Genomic DNA, 23633 nt, shown 5'->3' on the forward strand with positions numbered 1-23633 from the left:
TTAATTTGAGAGTGGTTGTTTCTCTAAAACTGTCTACTATATAGGTACAATAGCAGATTAACGACCGTATTTCTGAAATAACAGCCGTATTTCTGAAATAATGACCGTATTTCATTAAAATAGCAAATACCCTCTTCATACCAACAGCTATTTGTATGATTTAGAGGGTTATCTTCATTTCAATGCACGAGTATATTGGAAAAAATCTAATATTGAGTAAGATTTACTCATACTTGTGCATATAATGTGGTACTCATTACTAATCCGGGAGGTGTGTATATTGATCCATATTGTTAAATCTGGCGAAACCCTAACCCAGATATCAAAAGACTATCGTACTCCTCTTTCAGAAATTCTTCGTGCGAATCCATCCATCAATCCGAACGTCATATATCCAGGCCAACCCATTACTATTCCAGGATTTCCACCTACAAATACGATCCCTTATAAAATCGAAATATCCATAAACAACCGAATCCTAAAGCTATTTAAAAACAATGTTCTTCAAAAACCGTACCCAATTGCTGTTGGAAAGATGCTGACGGCAACACCATCAGGGAATTATATTATAATCAATAAGGCTCCTAACCCAGGTGGACCATTCGGCACAATGTGGATGAGCCTCTCAAAAGAACATTACGGAATTCACGGGACGAATAATCCAAGTTCAATTGGTCATGCAGTCTCCCACGGATGTGTTCGCATGCACAACAAAGATGTAGAAGAACTAGCAAGAACAATTCCAATTGGAACACCTGTTATTATTCACCCTTAAGCTAATCTCCTCATTTACAATTGCATTTTTTACAACAATTTTGGTATTCATTTAGTCTTCTAATTGTGCTTGCTGAAATATAGGTTCAATTTTCCCTTCTCGTAAAATGCTACACCCTACCTATTTTGCCAGTTATTTTTTGAAAAAATGTAATGGTGGTGTAATTGTTCGTCTATTTCAATACCACCTTTATAGGTGAAGCCTAGTTTTTGAATAACCTTTACATTAGCTCCTGTTTCCTTTGGTCGTAATTACATATTTTTTTGTAGATGACCTACATTTTTTTCAAAATCAGCTTCTTTCTCTTTCCATAATCGTTTCTGAAATAAAATTGCCAAGCTGCCAATTAACGTACAAATGATTCCTATACTGATAAATATAGTTCCTGCTCCCCAATTTTGAACAAGGAAACCACCGATTAGTGGAGCCAATACAACACAAAAACTTGCGATAGAGTTGCTAATTCCAGATATACGGCCAATAGTTTCTTTTGAAGTATGCTTCTGAATAATATATTGAAACCCTATTGAATATAACGCAACACCAATCCCAACAACAATTCCATATACGATTGGCAGCCATAGTTGAAATCCAATTTGTAGTAATCCGACTCCACCAAAGCCTATACCAATACAAACAAGACTTCCCCCCAATAACCAACCATACCCTCTTAAATGTTCATAGCGATTTAAAAACAACATCATCATTACTGCTCCTAATCCTGAAGCTGCAAAAAGCCAACCAAGTATCTCTTGTCTGTTAGGGGCAATTTCACGAAACCACGTTGTGTACTGTACATCTATCATTTGAATGAAGAGTAATCCCACGAATGATATAAGAAAACTTACCCAGAGAATACGGTGTTCAACGATAATCACCCAGCCCTCTCTCCAAGATTGCCAAAATGTCGGTTGATGTACATCTCCTTCTCTTTGTACTTGTACCGTTTGTGAAAGTTCAATCTTTTTTTGTACTAAAATAGTTAACAAAATTAATGAAGATAGAAAAAAAGCAATTGCATTGATTAGAATACATATTTGGGGAGAAGTTGCACTAGCTAAAATTCCTCCAATAAAAGGAGCGATTATCTTTGAAAGTTGCATCACTATTCCATTTAATGAAGCTGCTTTTACTAGTTGATTCTCTGGTACAACTAGTTTAATTAGCCCTTGTTGAGCTGGAAAATGAACTACATTGACGATAGATCGTAACGAAATAATCAACAGTGCCCACCAAGGATTTGATGCTAAAAATAATAGAAGAGTTAACAGGGAAGTAAGTACATCGGCTACCATCATTAGCTTGACTTTATTCACTCTATCAGCAAAGACACCTGAAAATTGACCCAATATCGCCTGTGGTAATGCAATTGCCACTGGAATTAATGCGATAAGAATAGGGTCTGCTTGCCATACATAACCAAAAATAATCATAATGGCAATCATATCAAAATAATGTCCCATCATTGAAACCGAGTATGATGCAAACATTCTCATAAATATTCCATTTTTCCAGATGCTTGACTGATTAATTATACGTTTCAACATTGGTATCACCTTTTCCTTATAGTAATCAACAAGAAATTCAAGATTTTAATCTCTTTAAATCTTCTTGTTAATTCCATAGTAGTGATCCAATATCAGAGGAATATCAAATAGCCAATTTTTAAATTTTCAACCTAAATGCTTATGTAATATATATTTCACTTCTAAAAGTAGTTCAGGAAAGTTATATTCTTTATTCAATTTTTCCCTTCTCTCTTTTAATCTTTTGTACGTAACATCGTCCGTTACTGTATGCTCTAATAAAAACATAGAAACATCTAAAGCTAGAAAGAGATGTGATTTAAAATTCGTTTTTCTTATGATCTCATAACCAGTTTCTGTTTCTAATCTGCCACGGTTCTGTTCACCATTTCGAATCAAAAACAAACCTTTCAATATGGTGAAAATTCCTAATTCACGTTGATATGGCTTTTTAATGTAAAATTCATCCATTTGATTGCAAAGCTCTTCAAAAACATCATCATCATTTTGATAGAGTGCTAAAATCATTTTAATATTTTTTAAAAAGGGATAATACCCGTGATCTGTATTTGTAATCTCAGGTGCTATCGTCTCGGAGAGTTTATTCATATATTGACTTGCTCTAGTGGCTTCCTGATTAAAAACATAGGCAAATAATAGTCCTAATGTTTCTGCTTCATATCTAGTATTCTTAGAGAATGCATTTCTATTTATTCCATTGTTAAGATATGTTATCGATTGGCTGTAATCCCTTGATATTGTTTGGAAAATCCCGATTAGAAAATACAATTTTTCTGACATTGGAATCTTCTTATCATGAATAAACCACCAAAAATCACCTTTCTTATAAGCCATAATTGACTCATAGTCTTTTGGTAGTTCTATACCTAATGACTTCTTTTCAATGAACGTATCAATTGCTTCTCCTTGCCCATAAAGATGATACTTTTTAATCAAGGCTTCCATTAATTGATGAAATTCCTCGTCTTTGCTGATTGGAGCGATTTCATTTTCATTTTTATCATAAGTCATTTGATAACCATAACCTTTAACGGTCTCAATAGTAAAATCGGCTGACCATGGTTTAAGCTTTTTCCTCAACCGATAAATATGATCGTCTACCGTTCGATCAGAAGGTGATTCCATGGACCAAACTGAATTTAAGAGCTGCTCACGGGAAAATGCTTGATTTGCATTCTCATAGAGGTATTGAAGCAGAAAATACTCCTTACGTAATAAGTTGATTTGTTCACCCTTGAATTTCACTGCATATTCAGTCAATGTAAATAGTAGTTGAGCCATTGTTTATCTCCCTATTCCACTTATTAGGTAGGCAAAATTAAAATTTCTTCAAATATATTCGCTATCTGAATTGAATTTACCTGCATTTGAATATTATAAAGAAAACTCGGCGACAGCAGAGCCGTAGTTGCACTTATTCGGATAAGAAAGTTTATACTTTCTTATCCGTCAAAAAAGCGATCTTCATTACTGAAGAATCGCATTTAAAAATTATAATAGACTGCTATTTCTTATCTCTCCGATATAAATCCATTGTCTTATATCCCTCAGCCAGTACAACTTCCATTTCTAGCAGGCGTTTTTCCTGTGTTTCTTTCCTTTTTGCACTGTACACATATCGCGCCCAATCCTTTTGGTAACCAAATGTTAATTGCTCGTATATGTTTAATAGATCATCATTCTTACTCAGATATTGCTTAATATCTTCAACATTTGCAATATAGTCATCAACACATTGACTAGGCTTCGCACTACCTTTCTTCGCCTTCTTTGGTGCTGGCCTTAGGCCAATAACCGTGAAATCATCATTCAAGCTAACCATTCTTGCAAATTTAATATCGCTACCTAACGCATATCCTTCCTCATTGACCTGTAAAGCTGGAAAAATACTATCACGCTCGATATATTCCTTGTATTTTTTATTACCCTTTTTGGGATAAGCAAAATATAAATACCCTTTATCGGTCAGCAATTGTTTATCAATAATAGATTGTAACTGTTCCTTTAATTCGTCTAATTGAAAGACAAAAGTAAAAATAAGATCGTATTTTTCATTTTTAATTGAAACGTCATACTCTAATTCATTAAAATCATTAATTTCTTCGGGGGTCTGTATAATAAGTTTTGCAGGGTATTTTTGTAGATTTAATTTCTCAATTATTGTCTTAGTTGGCATAGAAAGACCTCCATACTATACGATTGATTTTATCATTATAGTATCACAAATAAAGGACCTAATCCCAATAGAAGAGTGAAGATAAGTACTTTCAATCAAAATAAGAGGAGGGCTATATTTCTCCCTCCTCCCCCTATGAAATTTAGTCAATTAACAATAAATGTTGTAATTGAATGGGCAGGTACATCAATCTCACCAAATTCTTCATCAATACTAAGTGTGAAATTCTGTCTATTATCGGTTTCATTTAATATAATGATAACATTTGATCCATCTGGGTTATTGAATCCCGTCGCGGCAAGCTTCACATTGTTTACAGAGACGGCTATGCGTTTTGCCCCCACTTGAATATACTTACTAAAATGTCCAATAAAATAGAAAGAGCTATTATAATGAACAATATCTTTTTTTGAATCGATAATGACTGGAGCGTCACAATAATTACCGACATGGTTTGGTCCGCCCTGTTCATCTAAGACAATATTCCAATCAATGAAGCCTTCAAGCCAGTTATTTATATCCCCGATTATATTTCTGGCATAGCGCTCACCCGTATGCCACTCACCAAGCTTTACTCCTCCTTCAATACAGCCTTCAGTAAAAAGTAAGTGCTTATCCGGGAATAATTCATGCACTTTAGTAAGATTTTCAAATTCCTCAGATATGTACCAATGGTTGCCAATTCCCCATACATATTTGGATGCTTCCGGGTCGTTTAACACCACACTAGCTCTCTCTACTATAATATCGCGATTATGATCCCAGATAATAATCTTCACTTGATCTAGATTCGCTTCAGCTAGCGTTGGCCCTAAATGATCCCTAACAAAATCCCGCTCCTCCTCAGCGCTATATAAACAAGAATCCCATACTTGCTTAGCTTCTGGCTCATTTTGAATAGAAACAGCCCATATTGAAATCCCTTTTTCATTCATCGCTTCGATATACTTAACAAAATACTTCGACCATAATGAATCGTATTCCCTCTTCAGCTTACCACCGTGGTTCATTTCATTATTTGTTTTCATCCATGATGGTGGACTCCAAGGAGATGCCATTAGCTTCAACGGCTTCCCTGCAACCTTTTCTATATCATGAAGAAGTGGCAATACATATTTTTCTTCATGTTCAATCGAAAAGCTAGCAAGTGTTTCGTCCATATAGTCCACATAATCATAATTACCAAGTGAGAAGTCACTGCTGTTAATATGGACACGCCCCAAGTTATAGCCTAGACCATTATCTGGATCATAATAAGCAGTAATAATTTCTTCACGATGCTTTTGTGATACTAGATTTAAGTTATATGCGGATGATTCAGTTATCGCACCACCAAATCCTAACCAGGTTTGAAATGTTTCCGATGGGTTAACCATTACATCTGCATTGTTGGCTTGTTTCTTATCAAATGTAAGGGATGACTCCTGCCAAAAGACATTCGTCTCCTTAACCGACTGAATAACTTTCACCTCTTTTGTCACCATTATTCATCTCCTGTTAAAAATAGTTTACTATTTTGATATTCAACTCATTTATACTTCTCTAGCCATAACCACATCACGGTAGAATTTTGCACTATCTTTTAGTGTTCGCTTTTGTGTTTCAAAATCAACGTAAACGATGCCAAATCGTTTATTATAACCAAAAGCCCATTCAAAATTATCCAATAGAGACCAAACAAAATAGCCAGAAATATTCATTCCTTCATCATTTAATTCGGCAATCGCTTGTAAATGTTGTTGGATATAACTAGTCCGCTCACTATCATGAACACTTCCATCTGGCATCAATTGGTCAGGATAAGATGCACCATTTTCAGTGATAACGATAGGTAAGTCTGTGTAATTTGCACGCAGGTAGTGGATAAGCTCTTGAAATTCTTTAGGTGATACATCCCAGCCCATGCTGGTCTTATCATATTCAGAGTGAGCATACCCAAATAGAAAATCACTTGCGCTATTAAATTCCACCAAACCCCTGCTATAATAATTAACCCCAAAAAAGTCACATTCAACTGAAATAGTGTCAAGGTCTTCATCAAGGATAAACGAAAAATCATGAACATATTTTGAAAAGAGATTAATCATATCAACAGGATAGCATCCTTTAAAAATAGGATCTAAAAACCACCGATTTGTATAACCCTCTGCATTATTTTTTGCAATTTTATCATTGTAGCTGTTACTAGCTGAATAAAATGGAGTTAAATTTAATGTGATACCAATAGGTGTGGATGATTGAAACTCTTCTTTTAAAAGCTTCACTGTTTGCCCGTGGGATAATAAAATATGGTGCGCTGCTTTTAAAGCTTCTTCCATGTTTCTGTGACCAGGTGCATGTACTCCTTGATGGTATCCAAGGAATGCCGCACACCAAGGTTCATTCTGTGTAATCCAACTATCTACTTGACCATCTAGTTCTTCAAATACTTTTTTAGCATACTCTCGGAACCAGTCTAATGATTTACGTGAAGCCCACCCACCTTGATCTTGTGCCCATTGTGGAAGATCCCAATGGTAAAGTGTGCCCACTGGTTTAATATTATTTGCTTTCAGCTCAGAGATTAGATTCTTATAAAACTTCATTCCAGACTCATTATAGATACCTTCCTCCGGAAAGATTCTAGGCCACGCAATCGAAAAGCGGTAGCTTTCTACACCAAGATTTTTGATAATTTGAATATCTTCTTTGTATAAATGATAATGATCACAGGCTACTGCACCGTTATTCCCTTGAAACACCTTTCCAGGTATATTAGCGAATGTATCCCAAATGGATGGTGTACGGCCATCTTGAAATGCCCCGCCTTCCACTTGATACGAAGAGGTAGCTGTTCCAAAAACAAATGACTCTCCAAATTTTCTCAATGTTTAATCCTCCTATAGATTTTCTCTTCAATCCGTTTCTCTTAAGTAAGAATAATAAAGTTATAACTCAAGCTAATTCTGATCCAATATGGTGACAAGCTACATAATGTCCTTCTTTCACTTGGTCTAAGGACGGGATTATCTCTTTACAAATATATGTTGCCAACGGACATCGATGGGCAAAAGGACAACCTTTTCTTCCATCTGATAGATCAGGTGGTTCATTCTTCATATTTGTTAAATCGATTTGCGATGCACTACCGGGTGTTGCTGAAAGTAATAATTGAGTGTACGGATTTAAAGGTCTTTTTATTATTTCTTTTGATTCAGCAACTTCCATCACCTTTCCACCATACAAAACCATGATTCTATCCCCAAAATAACGTGCAGAAGCTAAATCATGTGTAATGTATAAATAAGATAATCCTAAATCTCTTTTTAATTCGTTCATTAGTTGCAGAATTCCAGCTCGTATAGAAACATCCAGCATTGATGTAGGTTCATCTGCCACAATGAATTGTGGATTAACTGCCAAAGCACGTGCAATAGCGAGACGTTGCCTCTGCCCACCTGATAGTTCATGTGGATACTTTTTTCGAATTTCATTGACAGGCGTTAGACCAACTTGAAGGAGTAATTCAGTAATTTTTTGATCTAACACTTCTCCCTTAAAACCCTGATGCTTTCGCAAAGGGAATTTTACATGACTTTCGATTGTTTTAACTGGATTCAAAGAACCAAATGGATCTTGAAAAATCATTTGTGCTACTTGTCTATAACTCTGAAGTTCTTTGCCTTTAATATCATTTATCCTATTACCAGCAACGAGTATCTCACCTTCTGTAGGATTAAGCAGGCGTACCAAAGCTCTTCCAATTGTTGTTTTTCCACTTCCTGATTCCCCTACTAATGCCAAGACCTCACCTTTATTTATTTCTAGACTAACCTTATCAACAGGTGTGATAAACTTTTTCCCTTTATTCCCACGAACCGGAAACTTTATTACTAAATCTTTTACTTCTACTAATAAAGAGGTTGCTAGCATGACTTCATTATTCATGAATTGTCACCTCTTCTCCAACCATGTCATAAAGATGACACTCAATATATCTATTTCCCACCTTACTTCCTGCTGGTTGCTCTGTCTTGCACCGATCATTAGCATATGGACATCTTGGATGGAAGGAACATCCACTTGGCAAATCTATAAGATTTGGAGGATTACCAGGTATCCCTTCAATAATCACCTCATCTGCAGTCAGTTGAGGAATTGCATTAATAAGTCCTTTCGTATATGGATGGTGTTTATCCTTATGACTAAGGGATTGACTATCTGTTACTTCTATAAATCTACCTGCATACATAATCGCAACCTTTGAAGCAAGTTCGGTTACTAAACTAAAATCATGACTGATAAATAAAATAGCAAACTTCTTTACCTTTTGAATCTCTTTGATCTTATCTAAAATAGAACGCTGTACAACAACATCTAATGCAGTTGTTGGTTCGTCCATAATAACTAATTTTGGATCAAGTGCAATCGCAATCGCGATGACAACCCTTTGTCTCATTCCGCCAGATAATTCATGTGGATAACTATTCAAATGAGTTGGGTCGATACTTACAATTTCAAATAACTCTTTCGCTTTTACTTTCGCTTCTTTCAACGTCATTTTTTTGTGATGACTCAAGAATACATCAACGATTTGAGCCTCAATCGTTAATACTGGATTTAGTGCATTCATGGCACTTTGAAAAACCATTGACATTTGACTCCAACGAAACTTACGTAGTTCCTTTTTATTCAAGCTGTATACATCTTGCCCCATTATCTTAATTTTTCCATTTGTTAACATGGCATTATTTTTTAAAAGTCGAATAATCGCATTACCCAGTGTAGATTTACCAGATCCAGACTCCCCAATTAATCCTACAATCGTATTTTCATAGATTTTTAGTGAGACATCATTAACGGCTTGAACCATCCCTGCTGGCGAATCATAACCAACTGAAACATTTTCAAGTTCAAGCACGGGCAGCTTTTCTTCCATGTTTCCTCCTCCTTTTTTGCCTCTTGAGGCGAGGATTGGTAATCTGATCAACCGCAAAGTTCATAAGCACTAAGCTCAGTCCAACTAAACCGATACCTAATCCTGGAGGGATAAACCACCACCAAACACCCCTTAGCATTGCACTATTATTACTTGCCCAGTAGAGCATCGTTCCCCAACTAATCGAGTTGATATCTTGGAAACCAAGGAAAGCCAAACCTGCTTCCGCTAAAATTGCTCCCAAGGTCGCAAACATAATATTGCCTGCTATAATGGACATCATATTGGGACATATTTGTGTAACCATTATTCGGAATGAAGACATTCCTGACATTTTGGCTGCTGATATAAAATCGCGGTTCGCTAATGTCATCGTTTGAGAACGGAACACACGCGCACCCCATGCCCATCCTGTTAAAGCAATAATCAAACCGGTTACCAATGGTGAGGATGCTTTTAAGTAAGCCTGAATAACAATCAATAACGCTAAACCAGGCATTACTAGAAAAAGGTTTGTAAAAAAGCCCAGGATTGAATCAGTCCATCCACCCCGATATCCACTCACAACTCCGACTAGCAACCCTATTATTGTGGTAAGAATACCTGCTCCAAATCCTACAACCATTGTAGTTCGAGCACTAAAAATGAATTGGGAGTATATATCTTGACCTATATTCGTAGTTCCAAGCCAATGATCAGCTGTGGGAGCTAAATTTGGTTGATAAATTGCTGCAGATGGTGAATATGGTGCAATCCATGGTGCGAAGACTGCAGTTATTAGGAAAATAATAAAGATGACGAAACCCGTTGTTGATTTCACATTGGTGAAAAATGGTTTAAATACAGCTAGTATTCTCCATAAGGTATTTGATCTTATAGTTTTCTTATTATAATCAGATGATGTTGATAGTTCAGTTTTCACTATTCAATCCTCCCTGCACGAATCCTTGGATCCAAACGACTGTATAATAAGTCAACAATTAAGTTAGCAACAAGGACAGCAATAGCAATTAGAAGAAACGAGGATTGAATCATAGGGAAATCCTGCGATCGAACAGCATTTGTTAACTGATTGCCAATCCCTGGATATGAAAATACCTGTTCTGTTAGGATTGATCCGCTAACTACATTCCCCATTGCAATTGCAAAGCTTGTTAATTGAGGTAGAATAGCATTTCTTGCTGCATACGAAAACATAAGCCGTGATGTCTTTACACCTTTTGCCTCTGCAAATGTTACATAATCCTCATCGAGTGTATAAATCATATTATTGCGCATTCCTACAATCCAGCCACTTAATCCTCCAAGCAGCAATGTAATACCAGGTAAAAAAGCATGATTTAATACACTTAATATAAAGTCCATGTTAAAACCTGGTGTTAGAAGTGGATCATATCCATGATTCATTGGAAACCATTCGAGTTTAAATCCAAAAATAAATACGAATAGCAAAGCAACCCAAAAATAAGGTAATGCCTGAAAAGCCATAGATACTATAGGAAGTGTATTATCAAGAAATCCATTTCTTCTCCAGGATATATAAACACCTAATGCGGTTCCGAGAAAAACAGAAATCAATGTAGAAATACCAACAAGGCCAATTGTCCATGGTAAACTTGCTTGCATCATATCACCAACAGGTGTTGGATATTGCATAAATGACAATCCCCAATTGAATGTAAATAGCCCTTGAAGATAGTCTATATATTGCTGCCATAAACTAGCTTCCCCTATGCCGTAAGCCTCCTTCATTGCGTCTAATGCAGCTGTAGTCAACCTCCCTTGAAATTTCGCAAACATTGCATCTGCGGGATTTCCTGGCATCATGCGTGGCAAGATAAAATTTAAAGTAATGGCTGCCCATAACGATAGGAAAAAAAAACCGAAGCGATTAATTATATAACGCATTATTTCCCCCCAGTCTGAAAGTTGTTAGAAAGAAGGGAAAAGAAACCACTCCTTTTCCCTCCATACTATTAGTTAGCTGGTTTTAATTTTGAAATGGTAATGGCTGGTGCTGGCCAGTTAAATGGTGCTGGATTTACATATGGATTTTCTTCTGTTGGCCACCCTTCCCAATTTTCCGTCCTGTACTCATACCAGACTGGACCATTAACTAATGGAATCGTAGGTAAATGCTCAACCATAACATTTTGGAGATAATAGACTGCCTCCAATTGTTTCTCCTTATCTGTAGTTCCTTGGTAAGTTTGTAAAGCCTCGTCTGTTTTTGGATCACTCCATTGTTGTAAATTCCAGGAACCATTACTGTTCAGCATATCTTGATATTGGCGATATGGAGTTGACCCTGCATTTGTCCAGGAAATTGCTAGATCATATTCTCCCCCTTGAACATTTGTTGAGTAAGTAGCAAATTCAGGCATATCTACAATAACTTCAATGCCCATGGCAGTTAATGATTGGGATATCAACTGTGCCATTGTTGCCCAGTCAGTCCAGCCTGATACTGTTTGTAGAGTGAACGATAGTTTCTTGCCATCTGGAGACACAAAGATTCCATCATCACCTTTTTTATAGCCAGCATCTTCTAGTGTTTGAACTGCTTTATCTACATTTAACTCGTAACTTAATTGATCATTAGGAATACTAGGGTCAATCCACTCTTTGTCTCTTGGAAGGATTAAGGCTGTAGTACTTGGTAGTGGGTCATAACCAGATGCTGCTTGATCTGATAATTTTTGACGATCGATTGCAAGGCTTATTGCTCTACGAACGGCAATATCACTTAATAGCTCATTCTTTAAATTCGGATACAGCGTTACGTTATTACTTGCTGGAAACCAGAAGTTATTATGATCGGGATCTTGTGCGACGAATACATTTTCAGCATCTGGAATAAAAATACCTGCCCAATCGATTTCACCTTTAGACAGTGCGAGTTGTTCGCTATCATTTCCGCTAAAGGCTGGGAATTGTATTTCTTCTACAGTATATTCAGCTGCATTATAGTGATCGGGATTCTTTACCATAGTGTATAGCTGTGGTGAAAAGGATTTTAATAAGTATGGACCAGTTCCAATAGGATCTGTAATTTTTGCTTTAGAAGGATCGCCTTGGTCCTTCCAAATATGTTCGGGAACAATTAATGACCCTAATACATAATCTTGGAATGGTACGTTAGCTTGATCAAAGTTGAAGGCTACTGAATAATCACTCTGTTTTTCAATAGATGTTACCTGAGCCCAAATTCCAGAATTATCTGATGCCGGATATTCCTTAAGTAAATTAAATGTAAATAGTACATCATCAGCATCGAATGATTCTCCATCTGACCATTTCACTTCTTCACGGAGTTTAGTTACTAAAGTTGTATTATCATTTGTCCATTCAAATTCAGTCGCCAGCATTGGGTACTCATCACCACTTACATTATCAAAATAATAAAGTGATTGATAAATCAAACCATTTGTTCCACCCATCGCTGTAGTTGAGAATGGGTTAAAGTTTTCTTGCCATTGTCCTGCGGGTGATAGCCCTACAATCAGTGGTTTTACTTTGCCATTTGAATCAGCCGGTTCTTTTTTAGAAGACTTTTCGTTTGAACATCCTGTCAGTACTAGTACGATAGAAAAGACCGCAATAAACAAAATCAATGCATTCTTTTTTAAATTCATTTTACTATCCCTCTCTTCTTTCCGGAAAATAGGTTCCAAAAGTAACTAATCAGAGATGCGTACAACAGACGGATTTTGCAACCGCTTCCAAAGTAATGAATAAAGACATACGAAATTCTATGTATCACCCCCTTTAATAGCCTAATTCATGAATATAGTAATGTTCATGTTTCAGGTATTTATTTCTAGTAAAGCGCTTTACTTTTGTGCTAAAAAAAGTGAAATCCAATCAATCTCTTCTGTTTTCACCTTTAATCATTCTTTTACGCGTCTACAAGAATGTCTTTTAATTAACTGCACAGGGATAACCTTACCATTACGATTCTTTAAAACCCCATTAATCTCATCAAGTAACAATACTGCTGACTGACGACCTATTAACTCCTTATCTTGCTTAATAGTCGTCAATGGGGGATCAATATGTTTCGCTAATGGGATATCATCAAAACCTATAATTGAAATATCTTCAGGTACCCTAAGTCCTTCTTCTTTTATGACTTTCATTGCACCTACTGCCATTTCATCTCCAGATACGAAAACAGCTGTGGGCTGCTCTGGAAGTGATAATAATCGTAGCATCGCCTCACGACCACCCTCGTATGAGTAATACCCTCCATCAACAATATAGCTGCTCGGAATATTCAACCCATATTTCTTAATAGCCATCTGAAAGCCATTTGTACGTTCCACCGCTGTAAACATTGTCTGTGCTCCTGAAATATGAGCTATTTTCCTATGACCTAATCCATATAAATAATCAACCGCTAGCTCACTGCCTTTTTTATTATCACTTACGACAGCATTAGCGCCTTTTTCTGGCATATCGATGAATACTGTTGGCATATTAAATTCTGCAAAATCTAGTGTTTCCTCACCTAATGATTGAATAACCACAACACCATCAACACCACGACGCTTAAGGTGCTTATATGTATCCTCCTTCAAACCCATGTTTCGGGGGACAAATAATAAGTCATAATTATATAATTCCATATGCTTTTTAAAGCTTTCGATTACCTCACTAAAAAACGGATGGGCCACACCTACATCTAAATGTTCAGCAAACACCACACCAATCATCCAGGACTTATTAGTTGCTAATGTTCTTGCCGACGAGTTAGGTGTATAACCTACTTCTTCTACTACAGCCAACACTTTCTGTTTTGCTTTTTCGCTCACATTCTCATAATTATTTAATACCTTAGAAACAGTCGTGATCGAATAACCAGTTTTTTTAGCAATATCATATATCGTTGTCATGTCATTCTCCTATCGAAAAGCGCTTTCCATTTTAATATAAAATCATCATTTTTATTTGTCAACACTTTTCTGAAATTTCAAATAAAATAATAATATTTTTAGAGAATAAAAAGAAACCATTCGTACATACTTACATGACGAATGGTTTCCTCTGTTCACAAATAAAAATTCTACTAATTCCGAACTGGTTCTGCTGTTTTCACAGTTGATTTTACATTTTCCTTAACATCGACTGATTTTCTTACAAATAACGAGGCTATTAATGTAACTACCGAGATACCAGTAATAAAGTAGAAAGCATATTTTACTCCGGCAGCTAATACTTCTGGCTGTGCAGCATTTGGAGAATCGATAAGAAAATTGCTTTGACCAGCCGTAAACAATGTAATGGCGATCGCTGTCCCTGCAGCACCAGCTACTTGATTCAAAGTATTCATTGCCGCTGACCCGTCAGCATATAATTCACGTGGCAATTGATTAAGGGCATTTGTTTGTGATGGCATCATTACCATCGATATTCCAAAGAATAAAGCAATAAATGCTACCACAATTTGCCAAGACGGTGTTGTTGCTGATATCGTTGACATGAACATAATATTCCCAATTAATACAAAAACAGATCCCATCAAGACAAAAGGACGTGGCCCCAATTTATCAAATAGTGATCCGACAATTGGTGCCATAATAACATTAATTGCATTACCTGGAAGCATTAATAAACCAGCTACTGCAGCACTGAATAATAAAGCACCTTTTAAATAAAGTGGCAATAAAATAGCTGTTGATAAAACGACTAAAATATTTAAAAACATTATCAATGTTCCTAATGTGAACATCGGAAACTTGAAGACTCGCAAATTAACCATTGGCTGAGTCGTTGTCATTTGTCGAACCCCAAATAAAATAAGTGCGATAACCCCTACAAGTAATGGTGCCCATACTTTTGGTGATGAAAATGCTTCTTCTGCCATTGTGCTTAAGGCAAATATTAAACCACCAAATCCGATTGTTGATAAAAGAATCGACAGTACATCGATAGCTGGTTTTGTAATATCTGAAACATTAGCAATCTTAGCTACTGCAAATAGTGTCAATAACACATAGAAAATTGCACTAATCCAAAAAATATAATTCCACCCTAATGAACTAATAATCACGCCTGAAAGTGTTGGACCTAAGGCTGGACCTAGTGTAATAACAAGACCCATAATCCCCATGACAACACCACGTTTATGAACTGGGAAGATCAGTAAAAGAACATTCATCATGACCGGTAGTAAAAGACCTGTTCCGATCGCTTGAACCAATCTACCAACTAATAGAATAGAAAAACTCGGAGACAATGCTGCTAAAATAGCTCCCATTAGTGAAATCACAAGTCCTCCTATAACTAATTGTCTTGTCGTAAACCATCTCATTAACAGTGCTGAAATCGGCACTAAAATTGCTAATACTAATAAATATCCTGTTGTCAGCCACTGTGCAATGGCTGCCTTGATTGAAAAATCGTCCATAACATTTGTTAATGCCATATTTAATGCTGTTTCACCAAACAATCCAATAAACGCACCTAGCATTAAAATAGAGGCCATTGTCTTGGGATTTTCCACCTGAATCTGAGTACTCATATAACTCTCCTTTTCCTATTTCACTTCTAAGATACCTCTTACACGTCCTATGATTGATTAATCATGTCAGCTCTCTCACTATCGTCAACCTGGTTGACTAAATTATAATACATTAAAACCTTCCACTTTGTCAACCTAGTTGACATCCTGTGTTAATTTATGTATATTGGTGTCGAGTACGGTGATGGGAGTGAAAATATTGAATTCTGATTTCCATAACTTAGATATAATCGATTTAATAAGTGAGAGACACGGACAATTACGAAAAATTGCAGAAAAATTGTGGAATGACACTAGTGATATCTATATTTCAAATTCCGAATGGTATATTATGTCGAGAATATATAAAAAGAAACCAACCCTTTCGTACGTGTCCAAAAATGTAGACATCTCTCGACAAGCAACCCATAAATTTATTAAAAAGCTCGAGTCAAAAGGCTTAGTTGAAATGATGAACGTAACAAATAACAATAAAGAAAAGTGCATCCAATTAACGCCACTTGGAGAAGAATGCTTCAGTAAAAACGAAGAATTAAAAGCAACACTCGAAAATAAGATTGCAAAGGTGATTGGTGAGAAGGAGTTAAAATATTTGAAAGTACTACTACAAGCAGATTGGGGACTATAATCTAAAATCGGACATTATTCTTAAAAGAAAAAGACCTTTGAAGGTCTTTTTCATCGATTTATGTTAAACAATTTAGTTCAATATTTTTTCATAACAAACGCATTCATGAACTCGTTTAAATTTCCGTTTTATGTTTTCTTTATCTTCACCTACATAATGTGCAAATGTATGAATGGGGAATAAATTAGGTACTTCACTTTGAATATGTTCATTATGCTCCTTCCCGCCATCCAAGTACACGTGTAAATATGAATCTACTTTAAGGAATCTACTATTTTCATACCAATTATTCACCCATTTGTCATCTCTTGTCCATGCTTCAAGGCGATTTAACTGCTTTTCCCTTGCAATTTGTTCTGCTTTTTTTAAGAGAAGCTTGCCAATTCCTCTTCGACGAAAATCGGGATGTACTGCAATATGCCAAATCATCCCGCCAAATCCTGTTCCCCTTGAACAAACTGTACCTTCTTCAATTTCATATTCAATATCCAACAATCCAATGATTTGACCTTCACTTACTGCAACTAATTCGATCGAAGGATTTTCATATCTTTCTTTCTCTCTTAGCACATTATCGAAATATGCTGTATCTAGAAATGATAAAACCCTACAACGTACCCAACCTTTTTCATCACTTGAACGATATTCTCTAATTTCCATATTCGTCTCCTCTTTCATTTTAAATTTTTCCAGAGAGACTCATTTCCCAATAAATAAAGACCCTCTTGTAAACACGAGGGTCTTAGTAAGTTATATCTTTAAAAAATCTAAAATTCTTTACTGAAGGGGAATGAGCCACCGTATTTATTGATTACATGTATGCAGTTTAAATTTATCATTTTAATCCCCTCCTCTTCCGTTTATTATATTACAGTTAATACTATATCAAATTTTCTGATAAGTTAAAATGATTTTTTATAAAATCTTGTTTGTATATCCGTCTATACATTCACATTATTTGCAATCTGCACTAATACTGTTGGATCTTTAATTTTATGATCTTCTGCAAGCATCACGATCTTAGATGTGATCTCAGCCGTTTTCGGATCATCATCGATGAATGGCAGGAATATACGCCCTCTATGCTGGGAGTGAATAGGTAGTATATTAACCGCTCCTGACGCCATTTTGTGAACCACACCACTTCCGAGATGGACAGTATATTCGCCAAGCTTTCCATCGATAAGCGCATGAGATCCTTTTAACTCCACATTCGTTATCTTCAATAACCTTAGCAGTTCCCCCATAATAGCCGCTCTCATTTCAATTGTAGATAGGCTTGCTTCCGGATCAACGCCCCCAACATGGGCAACACTGACGACTAAATCAACATCCCTCATGATTTCTGAAAAAACGATATCAGGAATATCTGTAAATGGTACTAATTTCCCTGTTTCTCTGCTCGAAAATTCGACGCCTTCAATTGTTGGTGCCTCTACATCAGCAGGTGAATACCAATCAGCCATTGCGTAAATATGGGCAATGATATTCTCTTTATAATATACTTTCTGCAGTCCTTCATCATAGCTTACCGTCCAGCCTCTACCTTTCAGAAGAGCTGCAGCCTTCCTTGGCTGAATTTGATGACCATCATATCTTGCAGAGACGGTCAGTGATGCAAGCTCATCTGCATTAGGTCTATATAACTCCCTAAATACTTGCTTGAAAGGTTGGATGATTTCTCTTTCAAAGATATCTTTCTGAAATGCTGCCCATTTACCAGTTTTATATAAGTGAACAGGATGTGCAATGATGCATACATCCTCTGGCCCTAATTGTAAAGTCTGATCTTCAGTGTCAACAAGGGCCCCATCCTTAAAATAACCTAAATGAGTACCAGATTTGAAGACTAGGTTCTGTAATAACGGATAGATTACTGGATGCTCCGAAAGACTTATAAGCTCACTCGTAACAAATTCATCTCCTGCTTCCATCGCCTTTTCTAGCATGTACCGTGCACGTGAATATTGTTCTTTTAAGGATTTATGAACAGCTTTTATTTCTTTCACATACTCATGATTTTTTAATTTAGATGGGATGCTTTTGAGTTGTTTTCCACTTTTTTCAACTTTAATCTTTGCTCTGCCCAGTTCATCAATTTGAATATGCACGGAAACAGCCTCGACAGTTGCTGGCTTCAAAAATTGCTCAATAGCATGTATTTTTTCTGTCTCCATCGACCAAGTGAAGCGATTTGTATCTGAGAAACCAGCATTCCGTGCCAAATTATCAAGTGAAATGGAGACGACCTTTGCTTCACTTGCCCGGCGTTGAGCACCAAACTGCTTACTCTCTTTCAGGAAATTATTTAGAAATTCATATCTATGCAAGGTTTCCATTCTCTCCTTGCTTAAGGGAATAAGTCCATAGCAGAGCACATAGTCTTTATTTCTCTTATTCTTAATAATTTCTTCTGCTTCTTGCTGAGAGAGCTTACCTAACATCGCATCTGTAAAAAGCTGTGATCGTTTATGCAATCCTCCCCCAGCGATATATTTTGCACTATTGTAAACAACATTAAAGCGTTTTTCACCCAGAATTGAATAAGACTCATGAAACCAGTCAATATCAAAAGCACCATCTTTAAAGTCATCTGGAGAAATCGGTGAAAAGCGAGCAACAATGGTTTGCTTATCATTCGAAAATGCTTCATTGATATGGGCATGGAAATACCAACCTGTCGACTTAAGCCCTGGCCAGTTCAAATACTTTTCTACTATATCCAACCATTGCGGGGAATACATCGCTGCCTCAATTAGCTGCTTATCTGTCACCTTCCTTTTGCCTATCAATTCTTTGAGTGTCTTCTCATCCTCATCCTCTGCTGGGTAACAGTTTTTCAGCAAATGGCTAAAAATCTCTTTTTTCGTGCTATCGCCACCTACAAAATTATAACCACGGACATACGTATCCTTTCCAGCACCTATGAGTATATCTACAAAGAATTTTGTACCTGAGAGCCTATAAATATTAGAAGCTAGATGGCTAACCTCCGTTGCCATATCTCCTCTCTTAAGCTCGATAGTAACGATCCGGTCAACTACGTCCTTACAAACCTCTTTCAGTTTCTGACAATCAGTAACGGTCTTGTGATAATAAAAATCATAATCGGTTAACATTCGTAAGTTATCAGGGCTTAATGGTCTCCCACTTAACTCTGTGTAAAGTTCGTTCTCATCGACAAGGCCAAGCTTATATGCCCGATCAAAATCTGCTAATTGAATGCAAGTATGAGCTACAAAGCCTGATGCTTTATACAAGGCATAGCCGATTTGGAATACATCTTGGAAATCCTCATCAACTTCGCTGCTAAATTTCCGCATATTGTCATACCAAAAAGAAATCGCATTGGCATTTACTAGCGTAGATGAATGTCTATTATAATAATGTGTTGATTTGTTTCGATTTTCGTAATCCACAGCAAAACGTTCTACTGGAATCTGATTAAAAATAAATCGGACCATATCCCGGCAAATTTGAAACACTTCTGTTCTTGGACACTCATTTAATAATGCTTCAAACACAGTTTGAATATGATTGGAGTAAGGTAACTTCTTCGTAAACTCCTTAAATTCTTTGTCCTTTATCGGAAGAAGCCCTGCTACTAATTTGACATACCAATCCTTTTTTGAACGATACATATAGTCATCATTATAATAGAATAGTATTTCTAGCAGCTTTATAGTCGAAAGTTGATGTTCAGCAGCAGCTTCCCTCCATACCTCCGGGAGCGGATAATCCTCTAATGTAAAAGCTTTCTCTCGATCAGTGCGTCTTCTTTGAGGTCGAATATTATACTCACCACCAAGAATTACTTTCTCAAGTCTACCGTCCCAGCCTTCAGTCTCATACTCGTATTCACGGTATTCTTCTACAAGATTACTATAAGCCTGCAAAATCTTTTTAATATCCTGAATCGATGAAGATAGTATTTGTTTACTAGAAAATCCAGTTGGTACTTGGATATTAGGTAAAGGTATTTGTTTGTTCAGATCAAAGAGTCCAAATCCTTCCTCTTTCGAAAAGATTGCCCTGTCGTTTTCAGTTATTTTTTCGACCAATACTTTTGCAGTTTGTGAAGTTTCCGAAAGAGAAACTGCTAGTTGTCTGCACTCTTCGATGATTTTTTCATTTTTAGGATTCCCTTCAATCGTTGCAAGCATATCAAGGGCTGCTAGCTGTTTATTTTCATTCTTTGCCTGAATCAATCGTTGCACACTGCCTAGTAGCTCTTCTTGAGGCTGCTTTAGCAAAATAGAAATCGCATTTTTCCGCAAATCCCCTGCTTTAAACCGTAGTAAATCTTCAATGATTTTGTAATCCTCTGAAGTCAGAGCAAGCTTCTTAACAAATTTCAATGCATCAGAACGAACATAGGAGCTCTTATCTCCTAAAAATTCAATTAGGGCAAGCTTTTGTTTTATTGTACTCGGATTTTTTAAAAAGCCTGTAAGAAATACTGAGCGTGTATCAGCACTCATATTATTGATATAATCCAACATTTCATCAATTTTTTCTGCTGACGGTTTGTCTGCAAATGTAAGCATCATTTTTACAAGAATATCATCACGTGTTATAGCAATTTGGCACCATGGAAAAACACTCTCAGTAAAAACCCTTTCCTTTTTAGTCATTTTGCCGAGCATATTCTTAAGTTTTTCGAACAGTTCCTCAGAGCTGCAAGCCCCTTCAATTCCTTGATATTTTGTGAGTCCGCTACGGTGTTCTGTTCGAATTGAATAATAACTTTCATCACTAAAAAGATTCTTAAGTGCCCAGCCTTGTACTTCTAGATCAGGATCATCTAAAAGTGGTATTGCAAATCCGTGTTGAAGTCGCGGAATCTGAATTTGTCTTAAAAAATATAGTGCCACTAACCGCTTATATTTTTCAGGTGCTGCCATCAATTCTAAAAGCTTACCTTCAACCAATGCTACATCGTCAAATGCAATTGACCATAATGCCATATAGATCAACATCGTATCATTGCTTTTTAAGCATTCCGTTTGATACTCATTTTCTGTAAGGCATCTATAAGCTGTTTCTAAGCATTTCTTGATGACGTTTGGTTTCTGAGCTGTTATATCAAGTCCTGTCCAGACATCTAGTGCGCGAACTATCGATGAATATCTAACGAGATCATGATCAAGAATGACTTTTAACATATACATAAAGCCTTCCTTAGACCCTTCATCCATACATTCAACAATTGTCTGCCTTAGACCCTCTTGCAGCCTGGCAGCTAGGAGTAAGTCGCTTGCCCACTTATGTGCTTTTTCATTACGGCTCATTAATAATCCCATAATTATTTCACGGGTGATTAGGCCTGTATTGTTATCCCCGTACACAATATCCTCAATGCTACTCATGACCTCTTCAATGTTCTCATCTATTTCTAAAGCTAATAAATCTGGAAGAACCGGATTCCCTGAAAAGTAATTACTCTTCTCTGAAAAGTATCTTTGATAAGTAAACTCCTCCGCCACTAGGTGAAACATACCATGCAGTTTTGAGATTGCACTATTTAAATACAGCACATCATACGCTTTTGACCGAAATGAACGTCTACTATATCCACGTTGGTATGTATAATTTGGACTGTTATCCCAAATCTTCTTAAACTTTCTAGCCCATTCATTGCCAAAAAGTGTTACCAACACTTTAAATTCAGAACCTCCAAATATTGAAGAAAGTTCATCCGTATTCTCTGTCCATAAAGTATCATAAAGTACCTTATCCTGTTTTCCACTATATCCCTTTCTTTTATGACAACTTAAAATGGCGTCCAGTATTTCTTTATTTCTCCCAATAGTTAAAACTGACTTTAGATGAATCTTTTCAACATATTTTTTTACTTTTTTGCTTTTTTCGTAGTAGTACATCTAGCCACCCCTCACCACATTCGTCCTGAAAGCATGGTAAATCTAATGAAAGTCAAAATATCCCCCTCTTGAATCGTAAGAGGTTCATCAAGCTTTTCAATTTCTTTATCTTCAACAAACACCCTGTATAAGCCATCAGTATAAGCCAAAATAGCTGTTTCAATGGCTTTTTCAACATCAGCCTTCTGTTCATTTGTCCGATATCCAAAGCCGACCTTTCCCGTTTGTATCTCAGTTTCTATTTCATCAAAGGAAAGATATTGGACAAGAGGAGAATCCAATGCTTTATCATTGTATTCCTCTACTTTCATGGAAATAACCTCTGTGATTAAGGCTCTTAAGCTTGTTGGCTGATTTTTTAGTTCCAGCTCTTCTTTTGTAAGAAATGCTCTCCGTTTTCCCGCCTGCTTTACCGAAACATATACTTTCATGGGGCTTCACCTCTTCTTAGGCAAATTATAACAATTTCCAGAATCAGTTTCATGGTACTTTCCACTTATTTGGAACCATGGGGACGGTTCTTGTGGTCTTATTTCAAATAAAAACAGAGCCTTCGAATACCATCGAAGACTCCATTATTTAATCCTCTTTATACTTCTCTTTAACTATTCCGGAACCGATACCTGCACCGACCATTAATATCAATGGTCCAAAGTTCCAAAAAAATGATCCACCATATAAGCCAATGTCTAACGCAGTAAACTTATTTAAAAGGAGAATTCCTATTTTTATAATCAAAAGTACAACACCAATTAAAAATACATTATCAAATAATGCTTTTAGTCTCGGATATGCTAATTGTTTACTATCTCTAATCACTTTTTCCTTCAACTCCTCATCTGTCCTTAACAATTCATCAATGGTAACACCAAAAAGATCACTTAGCTTAATAATGATTTCAATGCTTGGATAATTTTGTCCATTCTCCCACTTTGAAACAGACTGTCGGCTAACAAATAGCTTTTCAGCTAATTCTTCTTGGGACCAACCTTTTTGTTTTCTCTCCTTTTTTAATTTCTCAGCAAAATCCATCTTAGCAGTCACCTTTCTTCTGTTTATAATTTATTATTGTTAAAACTTATTCAAAAAGTAAAGAGAGCAATGGTTGCAAGGTCCGCACGCTGAGGTTTACATCTCAAGAGGACCTATTTTAATCACATTTTTGACTACAATAGAAATCATTT

Annotated in this window: 18 protein-coding genes; 2 read left to right on the forward strand and 16 right to left on the reverse strand. The window is 36.4% G+C overall.

The window, feature by feature from the left end:
- The first annotated feature begins 280 nt into the window (after positions 1 to 280).
- Positions 281 to 775 carry a L,D-transpeptidase family protein gene (locus MJG50_RS04305; RefSeq protein WP_240253061.1) on the forward strand — a complete coding sequence of 165 codons (495 nt, stop codon included), beginning with the start codon at positions 281 to 283 and terminating at the stop codon, positions 773 to 775.
- A 251-nt stretch (positions 776 to 1026) separates the two neighbouring features.
- On the opposite strand, the gene MJG50_RS04310 is transcribed toward MJG50_RS04305, so the two are convergent.
- From MJG50_RS04310 to MJG50_RS04365, 12 genes are all read right to left on the reverse strand, one after another.
- The gene (locus MJG50_RS04310) at positions 1027 to 2319 is read right to left on the reverse strand and encodes an MFS transporter (RefSeq protein ID WP_240253062.1); all 1293 of its coding nucleotides are present in this window, start codon (positions 2317 to 2319) and stop codon (positions 1027 to 1029) included.
- A 129-nt stretch (positions 2320 to 2448) separates the two neighbouring features.
- Positions 2449 to 3603, reverse strand: a complete 1155-nt coding sequence (locus tag MJG50_RS22085; RefSeq protein ID WP_275695503.1) for a winged helix-turn-helix domain-containing protein — start codon at positions 3601 to 3603, stop codon at positions 2449 to 2451.
- 223 nt (positions 3604 to 3826) lie between these two features.
- Positions 3827 to 4498, reverse strand: a complete 672-nt coding sequence (locus MJG50_RS04320) for a YdeI/OmpD-associated family protein (RefSeq protein ID WP_240253063.1) — start codon at positions 4496 to 4498, stop codon at positions 3827 to 3829.
- A 146-nt stretch (positions 4499 to 4644) separates the two neighbouring features.
- Positions 4645 to 5982 (reverse strand): glycoside hydrolase family 30 protein, encoded by a 1338-nt coding sequence (locus tag MJG50_RS04325; RefSeq protein ID WP_275695504.1) that lies wholly within the window; start codon positions 5980 to 5982, stop codon positions 4645 to 4647.
- A 48-nt stretch (positions 5983 to 6030) separates the two neighbouring features.
- Positions 6031 to 7365, reverse strand: a complete 1335-nt coding sequence (locus MJG50_RS04330; RefSeq protein ID WP_240253066.1) for a GH1 family beta-glucosidase — start codon at positions 7363 to 7365, stop codon at positions 6031 to 6033.
- A gap of 67 nt (positions 7366 to 7432) precedes the next feature.
- Positions 7433 to 8425: an ABC transporter ATP-binding protein gene (locus tag MJG50_RS04335; protein WP_240253068.1), complete on the reverse strand. Its 993-nt coding sequence runs from the start codon at positions 8423 to 8425 to the stop codon at positions 7433 to 7435.
- Positions 8418 to 9416, reverse strand: coding sequence for an ABC transporter ATP-binding protein (locus MJG50_RS04340; protein ID WP_240253070.1), 999 nt, complete (start codon positions 9414 to 9416; stop codon positions 8418 to 8420). The genes MJG50_RS04335 and MJG50_RS04340 overlap by 8 nt, the downstream gene beginning before the upstream one ends.
- On the reverse strand, positions 9391 to 10338 hold the full coding sequence (locus tag MJG50_RS04345; RefSeq protein WP_240253071.1) for an ABC transporter permease: 948 nt from the start codon (positions 10336 to 10338) through the stop codon (positions 9391 to 9393). Before MJG50_RS04345 ends, MJG50_RS04340 begins: the two co-directional genes overlap by 26 nt.
- Positions 10338 to 11324 carry an ABC transporter permease gene (locus tag MJG50_RS04350; protein WP_240253072.1) on the reverse strand — a complete coding sequence of 329 codons (987 nt, stop codon included), beginning with the start codon at positions 11322 to 11324 and terminating at the stop codon, positions 10338 to 10340. Before MJG50_RS04350 ends, MJG50_RS04345 begins: the two co-directional genes overlap by 1 nt.
- Before the next feature lie 68 nt (positions 11325 to 11392).
- The gene (locus MJG50_RS04355; RefSeq protein ID WP_240253075.1) at positions 11393 to 13051 is read right to left on the reverse strand and encodes an ABC transporter substrate-binding protein; all 1659 of its coding nucleotides are present in this window, start codon (positions 13049 to 13051) and stop codon (positions 11393 to 11395) included.
- 255 nt (positions 13052 to 13306) lie between these two features.
- Positions 13307 to 14311 carry a LacI family DNA-binding transcriptional regulator gene (locus MJG50_RS04360; RefSeq protein ID WP_240253076.1) on the reverse strand — a complete coding sequence of 335 codons (1005 nt, stop codon included), beginning with the start codon at positions 14309 to 14311 and terminating at the stop codon, positions 13307 to 13309.
- Positions 14312 to 14484: 173 nt separating this feature from the next.
- Complete coding sequence (locus MJG50_RS04365; RefSeq protein ID WP_240253078.1) at positions 14485 to 15939, reverse strand: DHA2 family efflux MFS transporter permease subunit; 1455 nt, start codon at positions 15937 to 15939, stop codon at positions 14485 to 14487.
- A gap of 199 nt (positions 15940 to 16138) precedes the next feature.
- Here MJG50_RS04365 and MJG50_RS04370 point away from each other — a divergent pair, with 199 nt between their 5' ends.
- Entirely contained in the window at positions 16139 to 16567 is a 429-nt protein-coding gene (locus MJG50_RS04370) for a MarR family winged helix-turn-helix transcriptional regulator (RefSeq protein ID WP_240253080.1), read from the forward strand.
- A 72-nt stretch (positions 16568 to 16639) separates the two neighbouring features.
- Here the strand turns inward: MJG50_RS04370 and MJG50_RS04375 are convergent, their stop codons facing one another.
- The 4 genes from MJG50_RS04375 to MJG50_RS04390 form a co-directional block, all read right to left on the reverse strand.
- Positions 16640 to 17227: a GNAT family N-acetyltransferase gene (locus tag MJG50_RS04375; protein WP_240253082.1), complete on the reverse strand. Its 588-nt coding sequence runs from the start codon at positions 17225 to 17227 to the stop codon at positions 16640 to 16642.
- Between the two features lie 281 nt (positions 17228 to 17508).
- The gene (locus MJG50_RS04380) at positions 17509 to 22449 is read right to left on the reverse strand and encodes a DUF4132 domain-containing protein (RefSeq protein ID WP_240253084.1); all 4941 of its coding nucleotides are present in this window, start codon (positions 22447 to 22449) and stop codon (positions 17509 to 17511) included.
- Between the two features lie 11 nt (positions 22450 to 22460).
- Positions 22461 to 22880 (reverse strand): hypothetical protein, encoded by a 420-nt coding sequence (locus MJG50_RS04385; RefSeq protein WP_240253086.1) that lies wholly within the window; start codon positions 22878 to 22880, stop codon positions 22461 to 22463.
- 148 nt (positions 22881 to 23028) lie between these two features.
- Positions 23029 to 23481, reverse strand: a complete 453-nt coding sequence (locus tag MJG50_RS04390) for a helix-turn-helix domain-containing protein (RefSeq protein ID WP_240253087.1) — start codon at positions 23479 to 23481, stop codon at positions 23029 to 23031.
- Positions 23482 to 23633: the final 152 nt, after the last annotated feature.

It is taken from the genome of Fredinandcohnia quinoae (assembly GCF_022427965.1).
In the GTDB taxonomy this organism is placed as follows: domain Bacteria; phylum Bacillota; class Bacilli; order Bacillales; family Bacillaceae_L; genus Ferdinandcohnia; species Ferdinandcohnia quinoae.

Coding starts and splice junctions, on each gene's coding strand:
- MJG50_RS04375 (WP_240253082.1), bottom strand. CDS start 17,227: ATGGAAATTAGAGAATATCGTTCAAGTGATGAAAAAGGTTGGGTACGT.
- MJG50_RS04360 (WP_240253076.1), bottom strand. CDS start 14,311: ATGACAACGATATATGATATTGCTAAAAAAACTGGTTATTCGATCACG.
- MJG50_RS04350 (WP_240253072.1), bottom strand. CDS start 11,324: ATGCGTTATATAATTAATCGCTTCGGTTTTTTTTTCCTATCGTTATGG.
- MJG50_RS04390 (WP_240253087.1), bottom strand. CDS start 23,481: ATGGATTTTGCTGAGAAATTAAAAAAGGAGAGAAAACAAAAAGGTTGG.
- MJG50_RS04335 (WP_240253068.1), bottom strand. CDS start 8,425: ATGAATAATGAAGTCATGCTAGCAACCTCTTTATTAGTAGAAGTAAAA.
- MJG50_RS22085 (WP_275695503.1), bottom strand. CDS start 3,603: ATGGCTCAACTACTATTTACATTGACTGAATATGCAGTGAAATTCAAG.
- MJG50_RS04320 (WP_240253063.1), bottom strand. CDS start 4,498: ATGCCAACTAAGACAATAATTGAGAAATTAAATCTACAAAAATACCCT.
- MJG50_RS04385 (WP_240253086.1), bottom strand. CDS start 22,880: ATGAAAGTATATGTTTCGGTAAAGCAGGCGGGAAAACGGAGAGCATTT.
- MJG50_RS04365 (WP_240253078.1), bottom strand. CDS start 15,939: ATGAGTACTCAGATTCAGGTGGAAAATCCCAAGACAATGGCCTCTATT.
- MJG50_RS04355 (WP_240253075.1), bottom strand. CDS start 13,051: ATGAATTTAAAAAAGAATGCATTGATTTTGTTTATTGCGGTCTTTTCT.
- MJG50_RS04340 (WP_240253070.1), bottom strand. CDS start 9,416: ATGGAAGAAAAGCTGCCCGTGCTTGAACTTGAAAATGTTTCAGTTGGT.
- MJG50_RS04325 (WP_275695504.1), bottom strand. CDS start 5,982: ATGGTGACAAAAGAGGTGAAAGTTATTCAGTCGGTTAAGGAGACGAAT.
- MJG50_RS04380 (WP_240253084.1), bottom strand. CDS start 22,449: ATGTACTACTACGAAAAAAGCAAAAAAGTAAAAAAATATGTTGAAAAG.